Here is a 19,182-nt window from a genome sequence, read left to right on the forward strand (position 1 = left end):
GGCCGCACCGGATGCTCGACGAAGACCGCACCCGTGTCCTTCCGGACGAGCCCGGGGCCGGCGGGCCGGACCTCGGGTTCGATCGGTCGGTGCACATGGACCACTACGGAACGAGACCGCCCTTCTGCTGCGTCGGGGCCAAGGGGATCGTCCAGCGGTTCGTCGAACTCGGCGGCCCGCACGCGGGGCGGTCGCTGGACGTGCTCGACGCGAGCGGCGGGTACGCCTCCGCGTGCCTCGGAGCCGGTTCACCGGTGATCGCCGGCGCGCTCCGGCGGGCCATCGAGGACAGCGGATACGTGACCGACGAGATCGCCTCACCGGAACGTGGTCGGCTGCTCGCGCGCCTGTTCGGCCCCGGCGGGCTGTGGTCCGACCGGTTCCCCGCCGACGAGTACCACGTCAGCGGCCGTAACTCCGGCTCCGAGGGGATGGAGCTGGCGCTGCGCCTGGTGCTGGAGTCCCGCTTCGACCGCCGCCGGCTGCGGGCCGCAGAAGGCCGGGAGGGCCGAAACGTCATCCTCGCCTTCGAGGGGGCCTGGCACGGCTGGACGGGCGCGCTGCTCCCGCTGATCAACCGGCGGCACTACCGCGCCGGGCTGCCCACCCTGGCCGCGGACCCGTACGGCGTCACCGTCGAGCACATCCCGTTCGGCGAGATCGAGGCGGCCAGGGAGTACTTCGCCGGCAACGGGCACCGGCTGCTGGCCGTGTTCATCGAGCCCGTCCAGGGCGACGCCGGCATCCTCACCCCGCCGCCCGGCTACCTGCGCGAGATGGCCCGGCTGTGCCGGGACGGCGGCGCGCTGCTCGTCGCCGACGAGATCCTGACCTTCGCCAAGACCGGCGGGTTCTTCGGCATGACGGACGACGAAGGGCCCATCCCCACCGACGTCACCGTGCTCGGCAAGAGCCTCGGCATGGGCGTGCTGACCACGTCCATGGTCGTGGCCCGCCGCGATCTCACCGTACGGGAGACCGGCGCGGTCGCCACCTCCGACCTGCGCCCGATCACCTGCGCCGTGATGGGCGCGGGCATCGGCCACATCCACGCCGAGGGCCTGCTCGAACGCTCGCGCGAGGTGGGGGAGCACCTGGGGACCCTGCTCCGGCGCGAGGTGGTGGAACGCTTTCCCGACCTCTACCGGGAGGCCAGGGGGCTGGGCGTGATGCACGGCGTGGAGCTGACCGAGTCGGCCGCCAGGGACGTCCCCGCGTTCCGCGAGCACATGATCAGAAACGGGGTGTACGTGGAGTTCATGGCGGGCGCGGGACGGCGCTCGCACGGCCTGCGCTACGTCTTCCCGACGATGCGGGTCGCCCCGCCGCTCATCATCACCGCGCCCGAGGCGGAGTCGATCGTCGAGCGGATCGCCGCCGGCTCCCAGGCGATCCGCGAGGAGGCGAGGTGAGTGCCGCCCCCGCGCCCGGTACGCTCGTCCCGGCCGCCGTCCGGCACCGCGTCGAGCACGTGGACATCGACGCCTCCGGCGTGGTCCACTTCGCGCGCCACGCGTCCCTGCTCGAAACCGCCGCCCTTACCAATCTGGACCGCCTCGGCGCCGGGATCGACGTCCTGGCCGGGCTCGGCCTCGACCTCGTCGTGGCGGACCTGCGGATGCGCTACCACGCCCCGGCCCGCTTCCTCGACCACCTGGACCTCGCGGTCGATGTCCTGCACGTCGGCGCGGCGAGCTTCCGGCTGTCCGGCAGGATCTCGCGCGTGCCGTCCGGCCCCGAGGCCGAGCCCCAGGTGCTGTCCACCGGGGTGTTCGTCTTCGGCGTGGCCGGCCGGGCGTGCGGCACGGCCCGCCCGCTCCCGGAAAAGCTCCGCACACAGCTCAAGGAGTGCCGCCGACATGCAGACACCTGAGCCGGTCAGCACGGCTCCCGACGGCCCGGCCGGACCGGCGGCAGAGGCCAGGACCATGGGCTTCACCGAACTGAAGCAGTGGCTCCGCCACCGGCATCCCATGATCTACATCGACCGGGTGCTGGACTACGCGCCGGGCTCGCACCTGACCAGCAGCCTCCTGGTCTCCGGGACGATGGACGTCATCGCCGGGCACTTCCCGGAACGCGCGATCTTCCCGGCCAGCCACCTCACCCAGGCGTTCGCCCAGTCGGGGATCATCCTGTACCAGGTCAGCACCACCCCCGTCGCCGACGACGAACTGACGCTCATCGGCTCGATGAAGTCGCGGTTCACCCGCATCGTGGTCCCCGGCGACCAGGTGGTCTTCCGGGTGCGCAGCGAGCGGATCGAGGACGCGGCGTTCTTCTTCTCCGGCCGGGCGACGGTGGAGGACCGGCCCGTGGCCGTGTTCAGCGGCACGCTCGTGCGGGTCAAGGTCGCGGACCTGGGGAGGATGCTGTGGTGAGCGGCCCGCCCGCCGCCCGGGACCGGGAGCGGCCGGAGGTCTGGGTCACCGGAATGGCGTGGTCCACCGCGCTCGGCTCGGGCCTGCGCGAGGTGTGGGACCGCCTGCTCGGCGGCGCCGGCGGCATCCGGCCGGTGCCCTCGCCGCACCCGCTGCGCAACGACGGTGCCGCCGTGCTCGCGGACCTCCCGCTGGAGGAGGATCCGCGCAAACGGCAGCACGTCCTCACCCGCGGCACCGTGGCGGACGCCGTGGCCGACGCGGGACTCGAGGTCACCGACCCGCGGCTGCGCACGGTCTTCGGGACCAGCTTCGCCGCCCATCTCGACACCACCGGCGTGACCTCCCTGGACGACTGGTGCGCGGAGGTCACCGGCGCGCTGGGCATGGCCCACGCCCCGGTCTCGCTGACCACGGCCTGCTCCTCGGGCTCGGACGCCCTCCTGGTCGGCGCGGAGCTGATCGGCGGCGGGGACGCGGAGATCTGCCTCTGCGGCGCGGCGGACGTCCTCACCCCGGCCAAGCGGCTCGGCCACTCGGCGCTCGGCACCATGTCACCGACCGCGCTGCGGGCGTTCGACCGGGCCCACGACGGGACGCTGCTCGGCGAGGGCGCGGCCTTCCTGGTGCTGGAGTCCGGCCGTTCGGCCAGGGCGCGCGGGGCCCGGCCGTACGGATACCTGGTGGGCGCGGGCTCGGCCAACGACGCGGTGAACACCGCGGCCCCCGACCTGTCCGGCGACAGCGTCGTGGCGGCGGTAGGGCGGGCGCTGCGCTCGGCCGGCCGGTCGGCCGCGGAAGTCGCCGTGATCAACGCGCACGGGTCCGGCACACCCGTCAACGACCTGGTGGAGTGCCGCAGCTACGCACGCCTGTTCCCCGGGGGCGGCGCGGCGGGTACGCCGCCGCTGGCGTTCGCGACCAAGGGCGCGTTCGGGCACACGCTCGGGGCCACCGGCGCGCTGGAGGCCGTCGCCGTGCTGCTGGCCCTGCGGGACGGGGTCGTGCCGCCGGTCCACGGCCTGACGAACGTCATGCCGGGCTTCCCGCTCCGGCTGCCGCTGGGCGGCCCGGCCGCGTTCGAGGGCCGGATCGGGCTGAGCGTGACGCTCGGCTTCGGCGGGTTCAACACCTGCCTGGCCTTCGAGGCGGCGCGATGAACGAGATCAGCGCCGCGTTCGGCCCGATCGGCGGCGAGGGCGTCGTCGTACTGGCGACGGGGGAGGCCACGCGCGCCGAACTCCGCCCGGTGCGCAGCCGGATCCCCTCCCTGTACGCCGACCCGCTCGCCTGGCTCGTCCTGGACGCCGTCGAGGACGCCCTGTCCACCTGCTCTGACGAGCTGTACGAGGCCAGGGACGAGGTGGCCGTCATCCTGATCAGCCCGTTCTGCACGCTCCAGACGATGGAGGCGGTCGCGCGGTCCGCGCCGAGCGGCCGGGTGTCCCCGCTCCGGTTCGCCGGGGCCGCCCCGGGCGGCGGGGGCAGTCTCACCTGCGTCGCCCGCGGGTTCAGAGGGCCGTCGCTCACCCTGGCCACCCGTCCGGGCGACGGGCTCCCCGTCGCCCGGACCCTGGCCCGCTCCTGGCTGCGCTCGGGGCAGGCCGCGTACGCCGTGGTCAGCGCGCACGAGGCGATGGCGGAGGGCGGGCACCGGGTGCGCACCGCCGTGCTTCAAGCGGAGCCGGGCCGATGAGCGCGATCCAGGTGGACGACCTTCCCGGCCAGGACGAGCTGCACGCCTTCCTCGCCGGGGTCGTGGACCTCGCCCGGCCCGGCCCGGCGGCGCCGCTGTCGTCCGTCGTGGACGACGTGGCGGGCCTCGGCACGCCGCCGGGGACCCCGGTCCTCATCGCCATGCCCAACGGGACTCCGCTGCTCGCCTGCTTCTTCGCGGTCCTGCTCACCGGCGGGGTGCCGGTCCTCGTGCCCCCGTCGGCCGGCGCGGCGCGGATCGAGGCGATCGGCCGCCGGTTCGGGGCGGGCGCGCTGATCGCGCCGAGGGTGGACCCCGGGCGGTACGGCGCGGCGGCCAAACGGCGGGCCGGTGACGGCGAGGCCGTCCTCGCGTCCTGGCCGGAACGGTGCCGGTACGAGCCCGGCGAGGTGATCGTGATGACGTCCGGCACGTCCGGCATCTTCAGCGGTTGCCTGCACGGCATCGGCTCCCTGCTGCGCAACGCCGGCCTGCACGCGCGGGCGATCGGCCAGCGCGGCGGCGACACGATGCTGCTCAACCTCCCGCTGCACTACTCCTACGGCCTGGTGGCCCAGGCGCTGGCCGCGCTGGTCACGGGCACGCGCCTGGTGGTGTGCGGGCCGCCGTTCACCCCCGCGGCGTACGCGGCGGCGCTGCGCGAGCACGGTGTCACGCTGTCGTCGCTGACCCCGGCGCTGGTCGTCCGGCTGGCCGGAACCGCGGCCTGGTCGCGGCCCCTGCGGGTGCTCACCGTCGGCGGTGACCGCCTCGGCCCGGAACACGTCGGGCGGGTGCTCGCCGCGCACCCCGGCCTGGAGCTGTACCTCACCTACGGCCTCACCGAGGCCGGACCACGGGTCTCCACCCTGGCGGCCCACCTGGAACCCCCGCACCGGCACGCCTCGGTGGGCCTGCCGCTGCCCGGCGTCACCACCGCCCTGCGTCCTGCCCCGCGCGGCGACGGCTCGCGCGAACTGCTGGTGAGGTCGCCCACGGTGCTGCGCCGGCGGGTGCCGGACGACCGGCCGGACCCCCTGGTGGCCCCCCGGACGATCGCCACCGGCGACCTCTTCGAGATCGACGAGGACGGCTACCACTACTACCGGGGACGGCTGTCGGACTCGCTGGTCGTCAACGACGAGAAGGTCTGGCTGCCGTCGGTCCGGGAGCTGGCGGCGTCCATCCCCGGCGTGCTGCGGGCCACCACGCGGGTGTACCAGAACGACGACGAGCCCCGGTACGACCTCGACCTCTACGTGGACCGCCCGGACCAGGCCCAGGCGCAGGAGATCGAACGCACCCTGCGCCGGCTGCTGCTGCGGGCGGAACGGCCCTCCCGGATCGTGCTGCACCCGATCTCGGACGCGGGCTGGCACAAATGAGCACCGCATCGACGGCGGGAGAGACGATGCACGACCTTCGACACGCGACCGGGACGCCCCCCGTGCTGCGGGCCGTGGCGGACCGGGTCCGTGCGGCCCCGGACGCCGAGGCGGTCACGTCCGGCGGGCGCTCCATGACCTACGGCGAGCTGTGGGAGGCGTCCGGCGACGTGGCCGGCCGCCTCGCGGCCCTCGGCGGGAACGCGGGCACCCGGATCGGGGTCTGCCTGGACCGGTCGGCCGAGCTGGTGGTGGTCCTCGTCGGCGTGCTGCGGGCCGGCGGCGTCGCCGTCCCGCTCGACCCGGCCTACCCGGTGGAGCGGCTGCGGTACATGTGCGCGAACGCCGGCGCGGACATCGTGGCCGGGCACCCGGGCCCGCTGCGCAGGCTCGGCGGATTCGATCCGGTGGCCGCCGAGGGCCCGCTGCTCTACGCCCGGCGGGCCGGGGACGGCGACGAGCCCGGCCGTACGCCGGACGCGCCGGACGACGACCTCGCCTACATCGCGTACACCTCCGGCTCCACCGGCGTGCCCAAAGGAGTCATGTTCCGGCACGAGAGCCTGGCCAACCTGATCTCCTGGCAGATCGGCGCGAGCGGCTGCGGCCCGGGGGACCGCACCCTCCAGTTCTCCCCGGCCGCCTTCGACGTCATCTACCAGGAGGTCCTGACCACGCTCGGCGAGGGCGGCGTCGTCGTCTGCTGCGCCGAGGACGAACGCCAGGACCCGCAACTGCTGTGGGACCTGATCGCCCGCGAGCGGATCAACCGGCTGTTCGTGCCGTTCGCCATGCTCCGCTCGCTGGCCCTGTTCGCGCACGACGTCACCCCCGGGTCACATCCGCTCCGCGAGATCTATTCGACGGGCGAGCAGATGCAGTGCGGCGACCGGCTGCGCGCCATGTTCCGGCGGCTGCCCGGCTGCCGGCTGGCCAACCAGTGGGGGACCACCGAGACACATGTCGCGACCAACCACTGGCTGCCCGCGGACGTGGCGGCATGGCCCGCGCTCCCGCCGATCGGCGAGCCGATCAGCCGCACCCGTGTCCTGGTCTGCGGCGAGGACGGGAGGCCGGTGCCCGCCGGGCGGACCGGGGAACTGTGGATCGCCGGGGCGGGCGTCGGCCCCGGATTCGTCAACCGGCCCGACCGCACGGCGCGCGACTTCGTACCCGATCCGCTGGACCCGGCCGGCCGCGCGTACCGGACCGGCGACCTCGGGCGCGTCGGCCCGGACGGCGAACTCGAATGCCTCGGCCGGGGCGACGGCCAGGTCAAGGTGCGCGGCTTCCGGGTCGAGCTGGGCGAGATCGAGACCCTGCTCTGCTCGATGCCCTCGGTGGCCGAGGCGGTGGTCGCGCTGGCCGGCGCGGACCCGCAGGAACAGCGGCTGCTGGCGTTCGTCGTGACCACGGCCGTGCCGTTCGACCGGGACGAGGCGCTGGCCGCGCTGCGCGACCGGCTGCCGGAGCACATGGTGCCCTCGCGCGTCGAGGTGGTCCGCGAACTGCCCAGAACCGCGAGCGGCAAGCTCGACCGGCTGGCCGTCGGCCGGCCCGCCAGAACACACGACGAAGAGACACGGACCTGAGTGAATGCCATGAATCGCCAGTTGGAGAACCTCGAAAAGGTCTATCTTCCCCCCGCCGAGGGGCAGCCGAGCCTCTTCCAGATCTGGGAGCAGGGCGGCGCGCGCGACGACTCGGTGACCCCGTCCACCTACTCCGCCGAGTACCGCGCCTGGATGACGGGCACGCTGACGGCCGCGCTCGACCGCGCCCCCGGCGGCGGCCTGCTCAGCCTGGGCTGCGGCAACGCGGCGGTGGAGGCCGAGATCGCCCGGCGCGGCTACCGGGTGCTCGGCGTCGACGCGATGGCGGAGGCGGTCCTGCTCGCCAAGGCCAAGGGCGTGGAGGCCGTGTGCGCGGACATCGGCCGCTGGTCCCCGGACGCGCACTGGCCGGTGATCTACATGGACGGCGTGCTCGGGCACCTCTACGAGCCGGGCGCCGGCCTGTGTCCCGTCCTCTCGCGTATCCGTTCCTGGCGCACGCTGCCGGGCGGCGGCGGCGCGACGCTGGTCGCCTCCAACGACGCCCCGAACGACGGGGCGCCCGCCCAGCCGGCGCCGGGCGTCCCCGGCTTCCACTGGCTGTCCGGGGAGTACATGCGCGACCAGGCGCTCGCCGCGGGCTACGACGACGTGGCGCTGGAACAGGTCGTCTACCGGCGTCCGCGGTCAGGGGACCGCGTCCGGTCGATCATCATCGCCCGTGCCCATGCGTAGGGAGCCCCCATGCCGATGAGTCCCGCCTTCGAGCAACGCCTCACCGCGGTGCTGCCCGCTGTCGTCGAGCGGTTCGGCACGCCGTTCCACATCTACGACGCCACGGGCATCAGCCGGACCTGCGAGCACTTCGAGCGCGCGTTCGCGGGCATCGACTGCCGGGAGTACTTCGCGGTCAAGGCGCTGCCCAACCCGGCGGTGCTGCGCCTGCTGGCCCGGCACGGCCTGGGCTTCGACACCAGCTCACCGGCCGAGCTGACCCTGGCCCGCGCGGCCGGGGCCACCGGCCGCGACATGTGCTTCACCTCCTCCAACACCAGCGCCGCCGAACTGGCCGCCGCGCTGGACGCCGGCGCGATGATCACCGTGGACGACGAGGCGGTGCTGAACACGCTGGCCGACCGGCTCACCGTCCCCGGCGAACTGGCCTTCCGGGTGAACCCCGGCCGGAACCTGCCGGGGGAGGGCGACCGCCTGTTCGGCGACCCGGAGGCCACCAAGTTCGGGGTGCCCACGGACCGGCTGACCGCGCTCTGCGCGAGGGCGCGCGACCTGGGTGTGCGGGAGTTCGGCCTGCACATGATGGTGGCCTCCAACGTGCTGGGCGCGGACCCGCTCCTGTTCACCCTGGACTTCCTGCTGGAGCGGGCGGGGGAGATCGAGGCGGCGACCGGGACGCCGGTGACGTCGCTCAACCTCGGGGGCGGCATCGGCATCCCGTACCGCCCGCAGGAGCAGCCCTTCGACCTGCCCGCGTTCGGCGCGGCGGTACGTGCCCGCCTGGCGGCGTGGGGGCCGCCGGACCGCGCCCGGCCGGCGATCCGGTTCGAGTGCGGGCGCTACATCACCGGCCCGCACGGGGCGCTGGTGACGCGCGTGACCAACCGGATGGCCAAGTGGCGGACGTTCGCCGGGGTGGACGCCGGCATGGTCGCCCTGATGCGTCCCGCGCTGTACTCCTGGGCCTACCACCACATCACCGCGCCGTTCGCCGAGGGACGCGAACGCGAGGTGGTCGATGTGGTCGGGTCTCTGCCGGAGAACAGCGACCGGCTCGGCAGGGACCGCGACCTGCCGGTCCTGGCCGAGGGGGACATCCTCGTCGTCCACGACACGGGCGCGCACGGCCACGCCATGGGCTTCAACTACACCGGGCGGGGCCGGCCGCAGGAACTGATGCTGCACCCGGACGGGTCCGTCGAGCTGATCCGCCGGGCCGAGACCGAGCAGGACCTGTTCGCGACGCTCGAGTTCGCGCCGCGCCGCCTGGCGGCCCCGTCCGGGCAGGAGGTCCCGTCGTGAGCGGGGCCGCCGCGGTCGAACCGGCCAGGCGGGGGGACGACGACCACGCCGCGGGCCTGCGCGCCCGCACCGCGCGGCGGCTCGCGGGGCTGGTCGAACTGCTGGACGCGCACGGCCTGCCCGGCGATCACCCCGAGGGCGGCCCGTTCGTGTGGCTGCCCGCGCCCGGCGGGGACGGCGTGGCGTTCGGCCACGCGTTCGCCGCGCGCACCGGCCTGGTGGTCGCGCCGGGGATCGGCTACGGCCCATCAGGAGGCGGCCATGTCCGCCTCGCCGCCGTACAGGAACCCGAAGTCCTCCGGCCACGGCTCGCCGCCTGGGCGAACGGCCCCGCGAAGGAAAGGAACCAGCCGTATGCCGTCAAGTGACCTGCCCGCCGAGATCGACGCCCTGTGGGCCGGACGGGAGGCTCTCGGCCCCGCCGACACCGGTGCCCGCGACACGGTCGTGGCCGCGATCGACCTGCTCGACCGCGGCGCCGCGCGGGTGGCGTGGGTCGATCCCGGCTCTGACCGGGTCGTGGTGGACGAACGGGCCAGGCGGGCGATCCTGCTGTCGTTCCGCCTGCTGGAGGTGGCGGAGTCCACCACCGGACCGTTCCGGCACCACGACCGGATCCCCCTCAAACGCGACTTCCCGGGCGTGCGGGTCGTCCCCGGAGCCATCGCGCGCTGGGGCAGCCACCACGAGCCCGGCGTGGTGCTCATGCCGTCGTTCACCAACATCGGCGGGTACGTCGGCGCGGGCACGCTCGTGGACACCTGGGCCACCGTGGGCTCGTGCGCCCAGATCGGGCGCAACGTGCACCTGGCCGGAGGCGTGGGCATCGGCGGCGTGCTCGAACCGCCCACGGCGGCGCCCGTGGTGGTCGAGGACGACTGCTTCGTCGGCTCCCGGTCGCTCGTCGTGGAGGGGGCCCGGGTGCGCACCGGGGCGAAACTGGGCGCGGGCGTGGTGCTGACCGGCAGCACCCGCGTCTACGACGCCGAGACCGGCGACGAGCTGCCCCGGGGCGAGGCGCCGCCCTGGTCGGTGTGCGTCGGCGCGACCCGCCCCCGCAGCTACGGCGGCGGCGCCTTCGGCATGTCCTGCCTGCTGGTGATCAAACGCCTGGAACCCGGAGAGGTACACGACAAGCTGGCCCTGGACCTGCTCTTCCGCTTGCACGGGGAGGCGGAATGAGCCCCGGTGGGCGCCCGGGCCTGTGGCTGCGCCGCGAGGCCGGGCCGACCGAACTGCGCGCGCCGATCGCCCCCGCCGCCGCCCGTGCCCTGATCGCGGCCGGCATCGCGGTGACCGTGGAGGACTGCCCGCGGCGGATCTTCCGCACCGAGGAGTACGCGGCGGCCGGCTGCCGGATCGCCGGGCCGGGCACCTGGCCGGACGCGCCGGACGACCACTACGTCATCGGGCTGAAGGAGCCGGAGGACGATCCGCTCCCGCTGCGGCACCGGCACCTGTTCTTCGGCCACGCCTACAACGGGCAGCGCGGTGCGGGACGCCTGCTGCGCCGCTTCGCCGCGGGCGGCGGCAGCCTGCTCGATCTGGAGCACGTGACGGACGCCGCCGGGGTGCGGGTCGCGGCGTTCGGCCACTGGGCCGGGTACGTGGGCGCGGCGCTCGCCGTACTGCGCGCCGGGGGACTCCTGGACGCGCCGCTGCGCCCGATGTCCCTGCCCGCGCTGGAGGCGGCGCTGCGGCGACCGCGCGAGCCGGTCGCGACGGCGCTGGTCATCGGGGCGCTCGGCCGGGGTGGGCGCGGGGCCTGCGACGCGCTGGCCACCGCCGGTGTCGCCACGACCCGCTGGGACGTCGAGGAGACCCGCGACCTGGACCGCCATGCCCTGCTCGGCCACGACCTCCTGGTCAACGCCGTGTCCACCGCCGAGCCCGCGCCCCCCTTCCTCACCACGGCCGACATCGCCGACCCCGGCCGCCGGCTGCGCGTGATCAGCGACGTGACCTGTGATTTCACCTCCGACCGCAACCTGCTGCCGATCTACGACCGGCCCACCGACTGGCACCGGCCGGTACGGCGGCTGCGCGCCGAGCCGGTGCCGCTGGACCTCATCGCGATCGAGAACCTGCCGTCCCTGCTGCCCCGGGAGGCGAGCGCCGCCTTCTCCGCGGACCTGCTGCCCCACCTGATGACGCTGGGCGAACGGACGCCGGTCTGGCTGCGCTGCCAGGAGATGTTCCACGCCGCTGGCCGTCCGGCCGCGGCCGTCATGGAGGAGACCGATGTCTGACCTGATCACCCCCACCGGACGGGTCCACTGGGTGGGCACCGGCCTTTCCACCGGCAGCGGCCTCGGGCTGGTCTGCGACCGCGCGGCCGGGGTCGTGCTGTGGGGCCGTACCCGGCAGAAGGCCGAGGACCGCCTGGCCGCGCTCGGCCTGGCCGGGCGCGCCGAGACGCGGGAGTTCGGCATAGCGTCGCTGGCCGCCGAGGTCGAGGCCGGGGACCTGGTGGTCTCCATGCTCCCGGCCGCGCACCACGCCGGCCTGCTGCGGCGCTGCCTCGGGAGCCGGGCGCACTTCGCCGCCTCCAGCTACGTCTCCGCCGAGATCTCCGCCCTGGCGGCCGGCGCCGCCGAGGCGGGCGTGGTGGTGCTCACCGAGGCGGGCCTGGACCCCGGCATCGACCACCTGCTCGCGCACCTGCTGGTCGCCGAGGCCAGGGCCGCGGTCGGCGACGGGGCGGCGTCGGCCGTGTTCACCTCCTACTGCGGCAGCAACCCCGCCGAGCCGAACGACTTCCGTTACCGCTTCAACTGGGCGCCGCGCGGTGTGCTGACCGCGCTGCTGACCCCCGCCCGGTACATCGACGGGGGAGAACGGCGGGCCGTGGACCGTCCCTGGGAGGCCGTCGGTGACCTGGTGCTCGGCGAGGAGCGGTTCGAGGTCTATCCGAACCGGGACAGCGTGCCCTTCGTCGAGCAGTACGGGCTGCCCGGCTCGTGGCGGCTGGACACCTTCGTGCGCGGGACCATCCGGCTGAGCGGCTGGAAGGAGGCGTGGGCCCCGGTGTTCGCCGAACTGCGCGACGCGGACGACGAGCGGATCGGCGACCTGGCGCGGCGGCTCGCCCTGCGGTACCCGGGCACCGAGACGGACCACGACCGGGTGCTGCTCTCCGTCGCGCTGCGCGTGCGGGGCGACGACGGGTCCGCCTGGTCGGGGGAGTACGTGCTGGACGCGGTCGGCGACGAGAAGGAGGCGGCGACGCCGCGCCTGGTGTCCACGGCGCTGGCGTGCGGGATCGGCGACATCCTCGCCGGGCTGACCCCGCCCGGCCTGCACCGGGCCGCGGAGGAGCCGGAGGCGGTGCGCCGCTGGCTGACCGCCCTCGAAGGCCATGGCATCACCTGCGCGTTCCGGCGACCCTGAGAGGAGCCCTTTCATGATCTTTCGCAACATCGCCGACATCCAGCACACCGAGCGGGACGTCCACCACGAGTACTACCGCAGCACGCGGCTGCTGCTCGCGGGGGACGGGGCCGGCGTCGGCCTGACCGACACCACCCTGCACCCCGGCGTCAAGGGCACCTACGGATATCCCGACCGCACCGAGATCGCCTACTGCGTCAGCGGCGCGGCCACGGCCGTCGATCTGGAGACCGGCCAGGAGCACGCCATCGCGCCCGGCGTGCTATGGGTCGCGCCCCCCGGTTCGAGGTTCACGCTCACCGTCACCGAGCCCACCCGGCTCATCTGCGTCTTCGACCCCCCGATCGAAGGGACGGAGACCGGCGTCCTGGACCAGTGAGGCGGCGGGACCGGGCTAGCCGCCCGCCCGGTTCCGCTCCCGGGCGGCGACCCGCTCGCGCTGCGGGACGACCGTGTACTTGGGGTCGGCGGCCGACGCGCGGCCCGCCCGCAGTACGCCGAAGCGGGCGCACAGCGACCCCGCCGTCAGCGCGGCGGCCGACAGGACGGACGGCGTCCGCCATTTGGTCAGGCCGGAGACCGCCGCCAGCGCGCCCCCGGTCACAGTGAGGACCCGCGCTGCGCGCATCAGCCGCCCGGCAGACCCCTCGCGGTACGGCTCGGAGAGGATGCCGAGCCGCCTTTCCAGCACCTCGCTCGCCACGGTCTCCACCGCCGCGCCGATCACCGCCATCCGCCGGGCCGGACCGGCCTCCCGGTGCGGGGCGGCGACCATGGCGACCGCCCCGGCGCTGGCCAGCGCGCTGCCCGCGAACAGGAACGCCAGCTCCCGGTGACCGGCGTGCCAGGACGGCACGGCGGTGTCGGACACCAGCACCGCCGTGTAGGTCGCCATCATCGGGCCGGTGACCCCCGTGGCCAGCCCGGCGGCCCGGCCGACGGCGGGCAGCAGGCCGGTGACGGCCGAGCCCGCGGCGACGGCGGCGAGGCCGCTCTGCGCGGCGAGGATCCACGAACCGACGCTCATCGGGGAGGTCGGCTTGAAGACCCGCAGCATGTTCAAGAAGCGCTCCGGGCGGCCCAGTTCGGCGACCAGGAACGCCGCGCCCGCCGTTCCCGCGGCTGCGGCGGCGATCTTGGCGGGGGCGGCCAGCCGGTCCCGGCCGGTCAGCTCGCACCCCGCGGCCAGCAGCGAGGACGCCCCCGACAGGCCGCCGAGGTACAGGTAGGCGGGCATGTGCGGCTCGTGCCAGAGCGGGCCCTTGATGATCGGCTGCCCGTAGTAGGAGCGGAACTCGGCGTCGGGCACCATCGCCCGCTCGCGGCTCATCGGCGCGGCCCGCGGGCGAACGCGCCGAAGCAGGCGGCGGCCATGGACACCGCCGCCGCCCCCGCCCACAGCCACATCGACGGCAGGTCACGGGTGGTCACCACGGGGTCGGGGGGCAGTCCGTACACCTCGGGTTCGTCCAGGAGCAGGAAGAACGCGCCGTCGCCGCCCACGCCGTCGTCGGGACGCTCGCCGTACAGCCTGGCCTCGGCCACCCCGGCCTCGTGCAGCGTGGCCAGCCGCTCCGCGGCGCGCTCGCGCAGTTCCTCAAGCGGGCCGAACTGGATCGAGTCGGTCGGGCACGCCTTGGCGCAGGCGGGTTCCAGGCCGTCGCGCAGCCGGTCGTAGCACAGCGTGCACTTCCACGCCCGGCCGTCGTCCTCACGGCGGTCGATCACCCCGTAGGGACAGGCCGGGACGCAGTAGCCGCACCCGTTGCAGACGTCGGCCTGCACCACGACGGTGTCGAACTCGGTGCGGAACAGCGCGCCGGTCGGGCAGACGTCCAGGCAGGCCGCGTGCGTGCAGTGCTTGCACACGTCGGAAGACATCAGCCAGCGGTCGCCGCGCTCGGTGAAGTCCTCGATGAACGCCACGTGCCGCCAGGTGCTCGCGCCCAGGCCGCCGGTGTTGTCGTACGACGTGGCGCGGAACACGAACCCGTCGTCGGGGACGTCGTTCCACTCCTTGCAGGCGACCTCGCACGCCTTGCACCCGATGCACACGCTGGTGTCGGTGAAGAACCCCACCCGTTCACTCACGCCGGTACTCCTCGATCAGGGCCCGCAGCGCCGCGCCGCGCGGCCGCCGCCCGGGCAGCACGTCGCAGGTGGCCGCCTTGCTCTCCTGGATGTAGACGTTGGGGTCCAGCACGATCCCCAGCAGGTCGTTGGCCGCGTCGCCGGTCACCAGGCCGCCGCCCGCCCAGCCCCAGTGGTACGGCACGCCGATCTGGTGGACGGTCCGCCCGGCCACCCGCAGCGGCCGGACCCGCGCGCTGACCAGCACCCTGGCCTCGATCGCGGCCCGGCTGGTGATGATCGTCGCCCAGCCGCCGTTGTCCAGCCCCAGCTCGGCGGCGAGCTGCGGGGACACCTCGCAGAACATCTCCGGCTGCAACTCCGCCAGGTGCGCCAGCGAACGGCTCATGCCGCCCGCCGTGTGGTGCTCGGTCAGCCGGTAGGTGGTCAGCACGTAGGGGAACCTGGTCCCGCCGGCGGGGTTGGCCGGGTTGTCAGGGCGCCGGTAGGTCTTCCTGGCGGGGTTGGCGCGGGTGCCGTACAGGGTGTTGGGCACCGGCGACTCGTCCGGCTCGTAGTGCGTCGGCAGCGGCCCGTCGGCGAGCCCGGCGGGGGCGAACAGCCAGCCCTTGCCGTCGGTCTGCATGATGAACGGCGCGTCGCCGGCGATCGCGGCCTGCGCGGTCGCGCCCGGCGGCGGCACGTAGTCCGGCGGCTTGTGCTTTTCGAAGTCCGGTACGTCGGGGCCGGTCCACTCGCGCCGGTCCGGGTCCCAGAAGATGTAGGACTTCCGTTCGCTCCACGGACGCCCCTGCGGGTCGGCCGAGGCGCGGTTGTACAGGATGCGGCGGTTCAGCGGCCAGGCCCACCCCCACTCCGGGGCGACCAGCGACTGCTCCCTGCCGGGCTTGCGCCTGGCCGCCTGGTTGACCTCGTCGGCGAACACGCCGCAGTAGATCCAGCAGCCGCAGCGGGTGGACCCGTCGGGGACCAGGTCGAGGTAGGACGACAGGGCCCGCCCGTCCGGGCCGGTCCCGTTGATCTCCCGCAGCACGGCCTCGGCCGAGGGGTCGGCGTGCTCGCCCTCCTCCGGGTAGTCCCAGGTGAGGTCGCGCAGCGGCGCGTCCATCTCGGTGTCGCCGGCCCGCGCCCGCAGCAGTTTGCCCAGGTGGTAGTAGAACCACAGGTCGCTGCGGCAGTCGCCGGGCGGCTCGACCGCCTTCTCCCGCCACTGCAGCAGCCGCTGGGTCTGGGTGAACGTCCCCTCCTTCTCCACGTGCGAGGCCGCGGGCAGGAAGAAGACCTCGGTGCCGATGTCGGCGGTGCGCAGCTCGCCCGTCTCGATCTCCGGCCCGTCCTTCCAGAAGGTCGCCGTCTCGACCGGGACGAGGTCCCTGACCACCAGCCAGTCCAGGTTCGCCAGGCCCAGCCGCTGCGCCCGCCCGCCGGCCGAGCCCACCGCCGGGTTCTCACCGATCACGAAGTAGCCCTTGACCGTGCCGTCGATCTGGCCGAACACCGTCGCGTAGGTGCCGTGGTCGCCGGTGATCCGCGGCATGTAACCGAAGCGGAAGTCGTTGTCGGCGGTGGCGGAGTCGCCCCACCACGCCTTGAGCAGGCTGACCATGTAGGAGCGCTTGTTGCCCCAGAAGCCGGTGTCGCCGGCGGCGTAGCCGAGGTAGTCGTCCAGGGTCTCGTGCAGTTCGGCGTGCGGCATCGGCATGTAGCCGGGCAGGATGTTGAACAGCGTCGGGATGTCGGTGGAGCCCTGGATGCTGGCGTGGCCGCGCAGGGCCAGGATGCCGCCGCCCGGGCGGCCGATGTTGCCGAGCAGCAGTTGCAGGATCGAGGCCGCGCGGATGTACTGCGCGCCGACCGTGTGCTGGGTCCAGCCGACCGAGTAGACCCACGCCGTGGTGCGCTCCCTGCCGCTGTTGGTGACGATCGCGTCGGCGAGCCGCTGGAAGTCGGCGCGCGGGATGCCGCACAGCTCCTCGACCAGCTTGGGCGTGTAGCGCGCGAAGTGGTGGGCGAGCAGTTGGTACACGCACCTGCGGTCGGTCAGGGTGGGATCGGTGTGGGGCGCCGGGTGCGCCGAGGGCCCGCCGGAACCGTACTGGTCGGCGCTGGCGGCCCCGGCGTGGACGCGCCCGCCCCGGGCCTGCTCCTCACGCTCCCTGGGGATGTCCTCGCCCTCATAGGACCAGCTCGCCGGGTCATAGGAGGCGTTGTCCGCCTGGAAGCCGGAGAACAGGCCGTCGAGGTCCTCGGTGTCGCGGAAGTCCTCCGAGATGATGGTGGCGGCGTTGGTGTAGGCCAGGACGTACTCACGGAAGTCGTGCGCGCCCTTGAGCACATGGTTGATCAGCGCGCCGAGCAGCACGATGTCGCTGCCCGCCCGGATGGGCAGGTGCGCGTCCGCCATCGCGCTGGTGCGCGTGAAGCGCGGGTCGATGTGGAACACCTTGGCCCCGCGCGCCTTGGCCTCCATGACCCACTGGAACCCCACCGGATGGCACTCGGCCATGTTGGAGCCCTGGATCACGATGCAGTCGCTGTTGACCAGGTCCTGCTGGAAGGTGGTGGCGCCGCCGCGCCCGAAGCTGGCCCCCAGACCGGGGACGGTGGAGGAGTGTCAAATGCGCGCCTGATTCTCCACCTGTATCGCGCCGAGCGCGGTGTACAGCTTCTTCATCAGGTAGTTCTCTTCGTTGTCGAGCGTCGCCCCGCCCAGGCTCGCCAGGCCCAGCGTGCGCCGCACGACCCTGCCGTCGGCGGTCTCCTGCCAGGTCTCCCGCCTGGTGGCCATCACCCGATCGGCGATCATGTCCATCGCGGTAGCGAGGTCCAGGCTCTCCCACTCCGTCCCGTACGGCCTTCGGTACAGGACCGTGGTCTGCCGCCCCGGATGCGTGACGAGCTGCTTGCTCGCCGCCCCCTTCGGGCACAGCCGGCCGCGCGAGATCGGGGAGTCCGGGTCGCCCTCGATCTGGGTGACCTGACCGTCCTTGGCGTAGACGAGCTGACCGCAGCCCACCGCGCAGTAGGGGCACACCGAGCGCGCGACGGTATCGGCCTCGGCCGTGCGCGGACGCAGCGCGTCGGTGCGCGCCGAACGGGCCGCCGATCCGCGTCCGTCCTCGCCGCGGAGCTGCCGGATGACCGGCCAGCGGCCGATCAGACCGCGAAGGTCCATGCCATGGGCTGTGCCCCGATTGCGGGGGCTTTATGCAGAGTCATTCTTGCGGCCGGTCCTAGCTGTTCGTCAAACTCCGGAGTGAACCCCTGATTCGGTCATCGAGGGCGTGACCTTCTGGCATGATCGCTGGAATACACTCAGGCAACGAGACTGACGGACAGTGACGAATGCCCTCCATCGATGAGATAACCACCTTCGCAGCACAAAATCCGGTCGGAACAGTCGTCGTAAGCGTCATCGCTCTCGCCCTGCTCGGCGTGGCCGTCCTGGCCCTGCGCGCAGGGGGCCGTGCGGGGGCGCGGCTTTTCAATAGGTTCGTCGCACCACGTCCCATCGAGGACATCCTCACCATACTGGCCGCGTGCATCGCCACGGGCGTGTCCGCGCAGGGCATGTGGCGCTTCTCCAGCGACGTGCTCGGCTTCGACGGCCCGCTGCGGCTGCTGCTGTTCGCGTTCATCGAGGTCGCGGTGATCACCAGCGCGGTCCGCGCCCGGCGCAGCATGCGGGAGAACTTCTCGGCCGGCATCGACGGCATCGCGGTGTGGGCGCTCACCGGGCTGACCGCGATCCTGTCCAGCATGGACGCCCGCAGCCTGCCCGAAGCCGTCTTCCGGCTCGCCGCCCCGCTGGTGGCGGCCTGGCTGTGGGAGCGCGGCATGGCGATCGAGCGGCACCGGATCACCGGCCGCGGCAAGATCAACTGGCGGCTCACCCCGGAGCGGATCATGGTCCGGATCGGGCTCGCCGAGGTCAGCGACCGTACCGCCTCCGAGGTGGACGCCCACCGCAGGCTGACCAAGGTCGCGCTGGCCGCCAAGCGGGCCCGCGCGCTGCGCGAGAGCGGGGCCTCCGAGCGCAAGATGCGGCAGGCCCTGGCCAAGCTGGACCAGGCGATGGACCGCGCCGTGGAGCACACCGGGCTGGCGGTCGACTCCGCCCGCCAGGAGGCGCTGCTCTCCCAGATCGGCGCGCTCTACAACACCAACGTGCTGATCGACCTCAAGCCGCCGGTGCCCTGGGATCCGGAGCCCGTCGCGCACGCGCTGCCGTCCACCTCGGCGCTGCCCCGTCCGGACGACGAGGACGAGGAGTTCGAGATGGTCGGCGGGGCCCAGGTGCCGCAGCAGCCGATGGACACCGCGCAGCGCGCCGCGCTGATGCGGGCCGCCCGCCGCTACTGGGACGAGCAGATCGAGCGCAAGTACGTGCCCCGCGCGGACGACATCGCGGCGGAGACCGGCATCTCGCTGGCCACCGCCCGTGAGTGGCGCGCGCTGTGGAAGCTGGAGCCCAAGGCGTACGCGCTGCTCCAGGCGGCCTTCAACGAGCACGGCATCATCGACACCGGCACCTTCCCGGCGATCGTCACACCCGACCCGGTGCTGACCGTGAACGGTTCGGCGAGCCGCTGACCTCGCCCGCGGCCGGTCGGCGATGGCCGGCCGGCCGTGCGTTCGCGGTCGATTTA

Annotated in this window: 18 protein-coding genes; 15 read left to right on the top strand and 3 right to left on the bottom strand. The window is 73.7% G+C overall.

Annotated elements, in window-relative coordinates:
- Positions 1–11 precede the first annotated feature (11 nt).
- From ACH34R_RS26605 to ACH34R_RS26670, 14 genes are read left to right on the top strand one after another with little or no spacing between them, the layout of a single operon-like run.
- Positions 12–1,412: an aminotransferase class III-fold pyridoxal phosphate-dependent enzyme gene (locus tag ACH34R_RS26605; RefSeq protein WP_397564246.1), complete on the top strand. Its 1,401-nt coding sequence runs from the start codon at positions 12–14 to the stop codon at positions 1,410–1,412.
- The gene (locus ACH34R_RS26610; protein WP_397564247.1) at positions 1,409–1,873 is read left to right on the top strand and encodes an acyl-CoA thioesterase; all 465 of its coding nucleotides are present in this window, start codon (positions 1,409–1,411) and stop codon (positions 1,871–1,873) included. Before ACH34R_RS26605 ends, ACH34R_RS26610 begins: the two co-directional genes overlap by 4 nt.
- Positions 1,860–2,381, top strand: a complete 522-nt coding sequence (locus tag ACH34R_RS26615; RefSeq protein WP_397564248.1) for a 3-hydroxyacyl-ACP dehydratase FabZ family protein — start codon at positions 1,860–1,862, stop codon at positions 2,379–2,381. Before ACH34R_RS26610 ends, ACH34R_RS26615 begins: the two co-directional genes overlap by 14 nt.
- Positions 2,378–3,541, top strand: a complete 1,164-nt coding sequence (locus ACH34R_RS26620; protein ID WP_397564249.1) for a beta-ketoacyl-[acyl-carrier-protein] synthase family protein — start codon at positions 2,378–2,380, stop codon at positions 3,539–3,541. Before ACH34R_RS26615 ends, ACH34R_RS26620 begins: the two co-directional genes overlap by 4 nt.
- A complete protein-coding gene (locus tag ACH34R_RS26625; protein WP_397564250.1) occupies positions 3,538–4,077 on the top strand; it encodes a hypothetical protein in 540 nt (179 codons plus the stop codon). The genes ACH34R_RS26620 and ACH34R_RS26625 overlap by 4 nt, the downstream gene beginning before the upstream one ends.
- Positions 4,074–5,462, top strand: a complete 1,389-nt coding sequence (locus ACH34R_RS26630) for a class I adenylate-forming enzyme family protein (RefSeq protein ID WP_397564251.1) — start codon at positions 4,074–4,076, stop codon at positions 5,460–5,462. Before ACH34R_RS26625 ends, ACH34R_RS26630 begins: the two co-directional genes overlap by 4 nt.
- 26 nt (positions 5,463–5,488) lie before the next feature.
- Positions 5,489–7,054, top strand: a complete 1,566-nt coding sequence (locus tag ACH34R_RS26635; RefSeq protein ID WP_397564252.1) for an amino acid adenylation domain-containing protein — start codon at positions 5,489–5,491, stop codon at positions 7,052–7,054.
- Between the two features lie 9 nt (positions 7,055–7,063).
- Positions 7,064–7,750 carry a class I SAM-dependent methyltransferase gene (locus tag ACH34R_RS26640; RefSeq protein ID WP_397564253.1) on the top strand — a complete coding sequence of 229 codons (687 nt, stop codon included), beginning with the start codon at positions 7,064–7,066 and terminating at the stop codon, positions 7,748–7,750.
- A gap of 9 nt (positions 7,751–7,759) precedes the next feature.
- The gene (locus ACH34R_RS26645) at positions 7,760–9,052 is read left to right on the top strand and encodes a diaminopimelate decarboxylase family protein (RefSeq protein WP_397564254.1); all 1,293 of its coding nucleotides are present in this window, start codon (positions 7,760–7,762) and stop codon (positions 9,050–9,052) included.
- Entirely contained in the window at positions 9,049–9,420 is a 372-nt protein-coding gene (locus ACH34R_RS26650; RefSeq protein ID WP_397564255.1) for a hypothetical protein, read from the top strand. The genes ACH34R_RS26645 and ACH34R_RS26650 overlap by 4 nt, the downstream gene beginning before the upstream one ends.
- Positions 9,407–10,234, top strand: a complete 828-nt coding sequence (locus ACH34R_RS26655) for a 2,3,4,5-tetrahydropyridine-2,6-dicarboxylate N-succinyltransferase (RefSeq protein ID WP_397564256.1) — start codon at positions 9,407–9,409, stop codon at positions 10,232–10,234. The genes ACH34R_RS26650 and ACH34R_RS26655 overlap by 14 nt, the downstream gene beginning before the upstream one ends.
- Positions 10,231–11,301, top strand: a complete 1,071-nt coding sequence (locus ACH34R_RS26660) for a saccharopine dehydrogenase (protein ID WP_397564257.1) — start codon at positions 10,231–10,233, stop codon at positions 11,299–11,301. The genes ACH34R_RS26655 and ACH34R_RS26660 overlap by 4 nt, the downstream gene beginning before the upstream one ends.
- Entirely contained in the window at positions 11,294–12,442 is a 1,149-nt protein-coding gene (locus ACH34R_RS26665) for a saccharopine dehydrogenase C-terminal domain-containing protein (protein WP_397564258.1), read from the top strand. The genes ACH34R_RS26660 and ACH34R_RS26665 overlap by 8 nt, the downstream gene beginning before the upstream one ends.
- Positions 12,443–12,455: 13 nt before the next feature.
- Positions 12,456–12,821: an ectoine synthase gene (locus tag ACH34R_RS26670; protein WP_397564259.1), complete on the top strand. Its 366-nt coding sequence runs from the start codon at positions 12,456–12,458 to the stop codon at positions 12,819–12,821.
- 15 nt (positions 12,822–12,836) lie between these two features.
- On the opposite strand, the gene nrfD is transcribed toward ACH34R_RS26670, so the two are convergent.
- The 3 genes from nrfD to fdh are packed head-to-tail and all read right to left on the bottom strand — an operon-like array spanning position 12,837 to position 17,708.
- Positions 12,837–13,772 (bottom strand): NrfD/PsrC family molybdoenzyme membrane anchor subunit, encoded by a 936-nt coding sequence (gene nrfD / locus ACH34R_RS26675; protein ID WP_397564260.1) that lies wholly within the window; start codon positions 13,770–13,772, stop codon positions 12,837–12,839.
- Positions 13,769–14,533 carry a 4Fe-4S dicluster domain-containing protein gene (locus tag ACH34R_RS26680; RefSeq protein ID WP_397564261.1) on the bottom strand — a complete coding sequence of 255 codons (765 nt, stop codon included), beginning with the start codon at positions 14,531–14,533 and terminating at the stop codon, positions 13,769–13,771. The genes nrfD and ACH34R_RS26680 overlap by 4 nt, the downstream gene beginning before the upstream one ends.
- On the bottom strand, positions 14,526–17,708 hold the full coding sequence (fdh, locus tag ACH34R_RS26685; protein ID WP_397564262.1) for a formate dehydrogenase: 3,183 nt from the start codon (positions 17,706–17,708) through the stop codon (positions 14,526–14,528). The genes ACH34R_RS26680 and fdh overlap by 8 nt, the downstream gene beginning before the upstream one ends.
- A 170-nt stretch (positions 17,709–17,878) precedes the next feature.
- On the opposite strand from fdh, the gene ACH34R_RS26690 reads away from it, so the two are divergent.
- Complete coding sequence (locus ACH34R_RS26690; RefSeq protein ID WP_397564263.1) at positions 17,879–19,126, top strand: hypothetical protein; 1,248 nt, start codon at positions 17,879–17,881, stop codon at positions 19,124–19,126.
- The last annotated feature ends 56 nt before the right edge of the window (positions 19,127–19,182 follow it).

Origin of the sequence: Spongiactinospora sp. 9N601 (assembly GCF_044326295.1) — a bacterium.
In the GTDB taxonomy this organism is placed as follows: Bacteria; Actinomycetota; Actinomycetes; order Streptosporangiales; family Streptosporangiaceae; genus Spongiactinospora; species Spongiactinospora gelatinilytica.

Coding starts and splice junctions, on each gene's coding strand:
- ACH34R_RS26605 (WP_397564246.1), top strand. CDS start 12: ATGCTCGACGAAGACCGCACCCGTGTCCTTCCGGACGAGCCCGGGGCC.
- ACH34R_RS26615 (WP_397564248.1), top strand. CDS start 1,860: ATGCAGACACCTGAGCCGGTCAGCACGGCTCCCGACGGCCCGGCCGGA.
- ACH34R_RS26625 (WP_397564250.1), top strand. CDS start 3,538: ATGAACGAGATCAGCGCCGCGTTCGGCCCGATCGGCGGCGAGGGCGTC.
- ACH34R_RS26630 (WP_397564251.1), top strand. CDS start 4,074: ATGAGCGCGATCCAGGTGGACGACCTTCCCGGCCAGGACGAGCTGCAC.
- ACH34R_RS26635 (WP_397564252.1), top strand. CDS start 5,489: ATGCACGACCTTCGACACGCGACCGGGACGCCCCCCGTGCTGCGGGCC.
- ACH34R_RS26640 (WP_397564253.1), top strand. CDS start 7,064: ATGAATCGCCAGTTGGAGAACCTCGAAAAGGTCTATCTTCCCCCCGCC.
- ACH34R_RS26645 (WP_397564254.1), top strand. CDS start 7,760: ATGCCGATGAGTCCCGCCTTCGAGCAACGCCTCACCGCGGTGCTGCCC.
- ACH34R_RS26655 (WP_397564256.1), top strand. CDS start 9,407: ATGCCGTCAAGTGACCTGCCCGCCGAGATCGACGCCCTGTGGGCCGGA.
- ACH34R_RS26660 (WP_397564257.1), top strand. CDS start 10,231: ATGAGCCCCGGTGGGCGCCCGGGCCTGTGGCTGCGCCGCGAGGCCGGG.
- ACH34R_RS26665 (WP_397564258.1), top strand. CDS start 11,294: ATGTCTGACCTGATCACCCCCACCGGACGGGTCCACTGGGTGGGCACC.
- ACH34R_RS26670 (WP_397564259.1), top strand. CDS start 12,456: ATGATCTTTCGCAACATCGCCGACATCCAGCACACCGAGCGGGACGTC.
- nrfD (WP_397564260.1), bottom strand. CDS start 13,772: ATGAGCCGCGAGCGGGCGATGGTGCCCGACGCCGAGTTCCGCTCCTAC.
- ACH34R_RS26690 (WP_397564263.1), top strand. CDS start 17,879: ATGCCCTCCATCGATGAGATAACCACCTTCGCAGCACAAAATCCGGTC.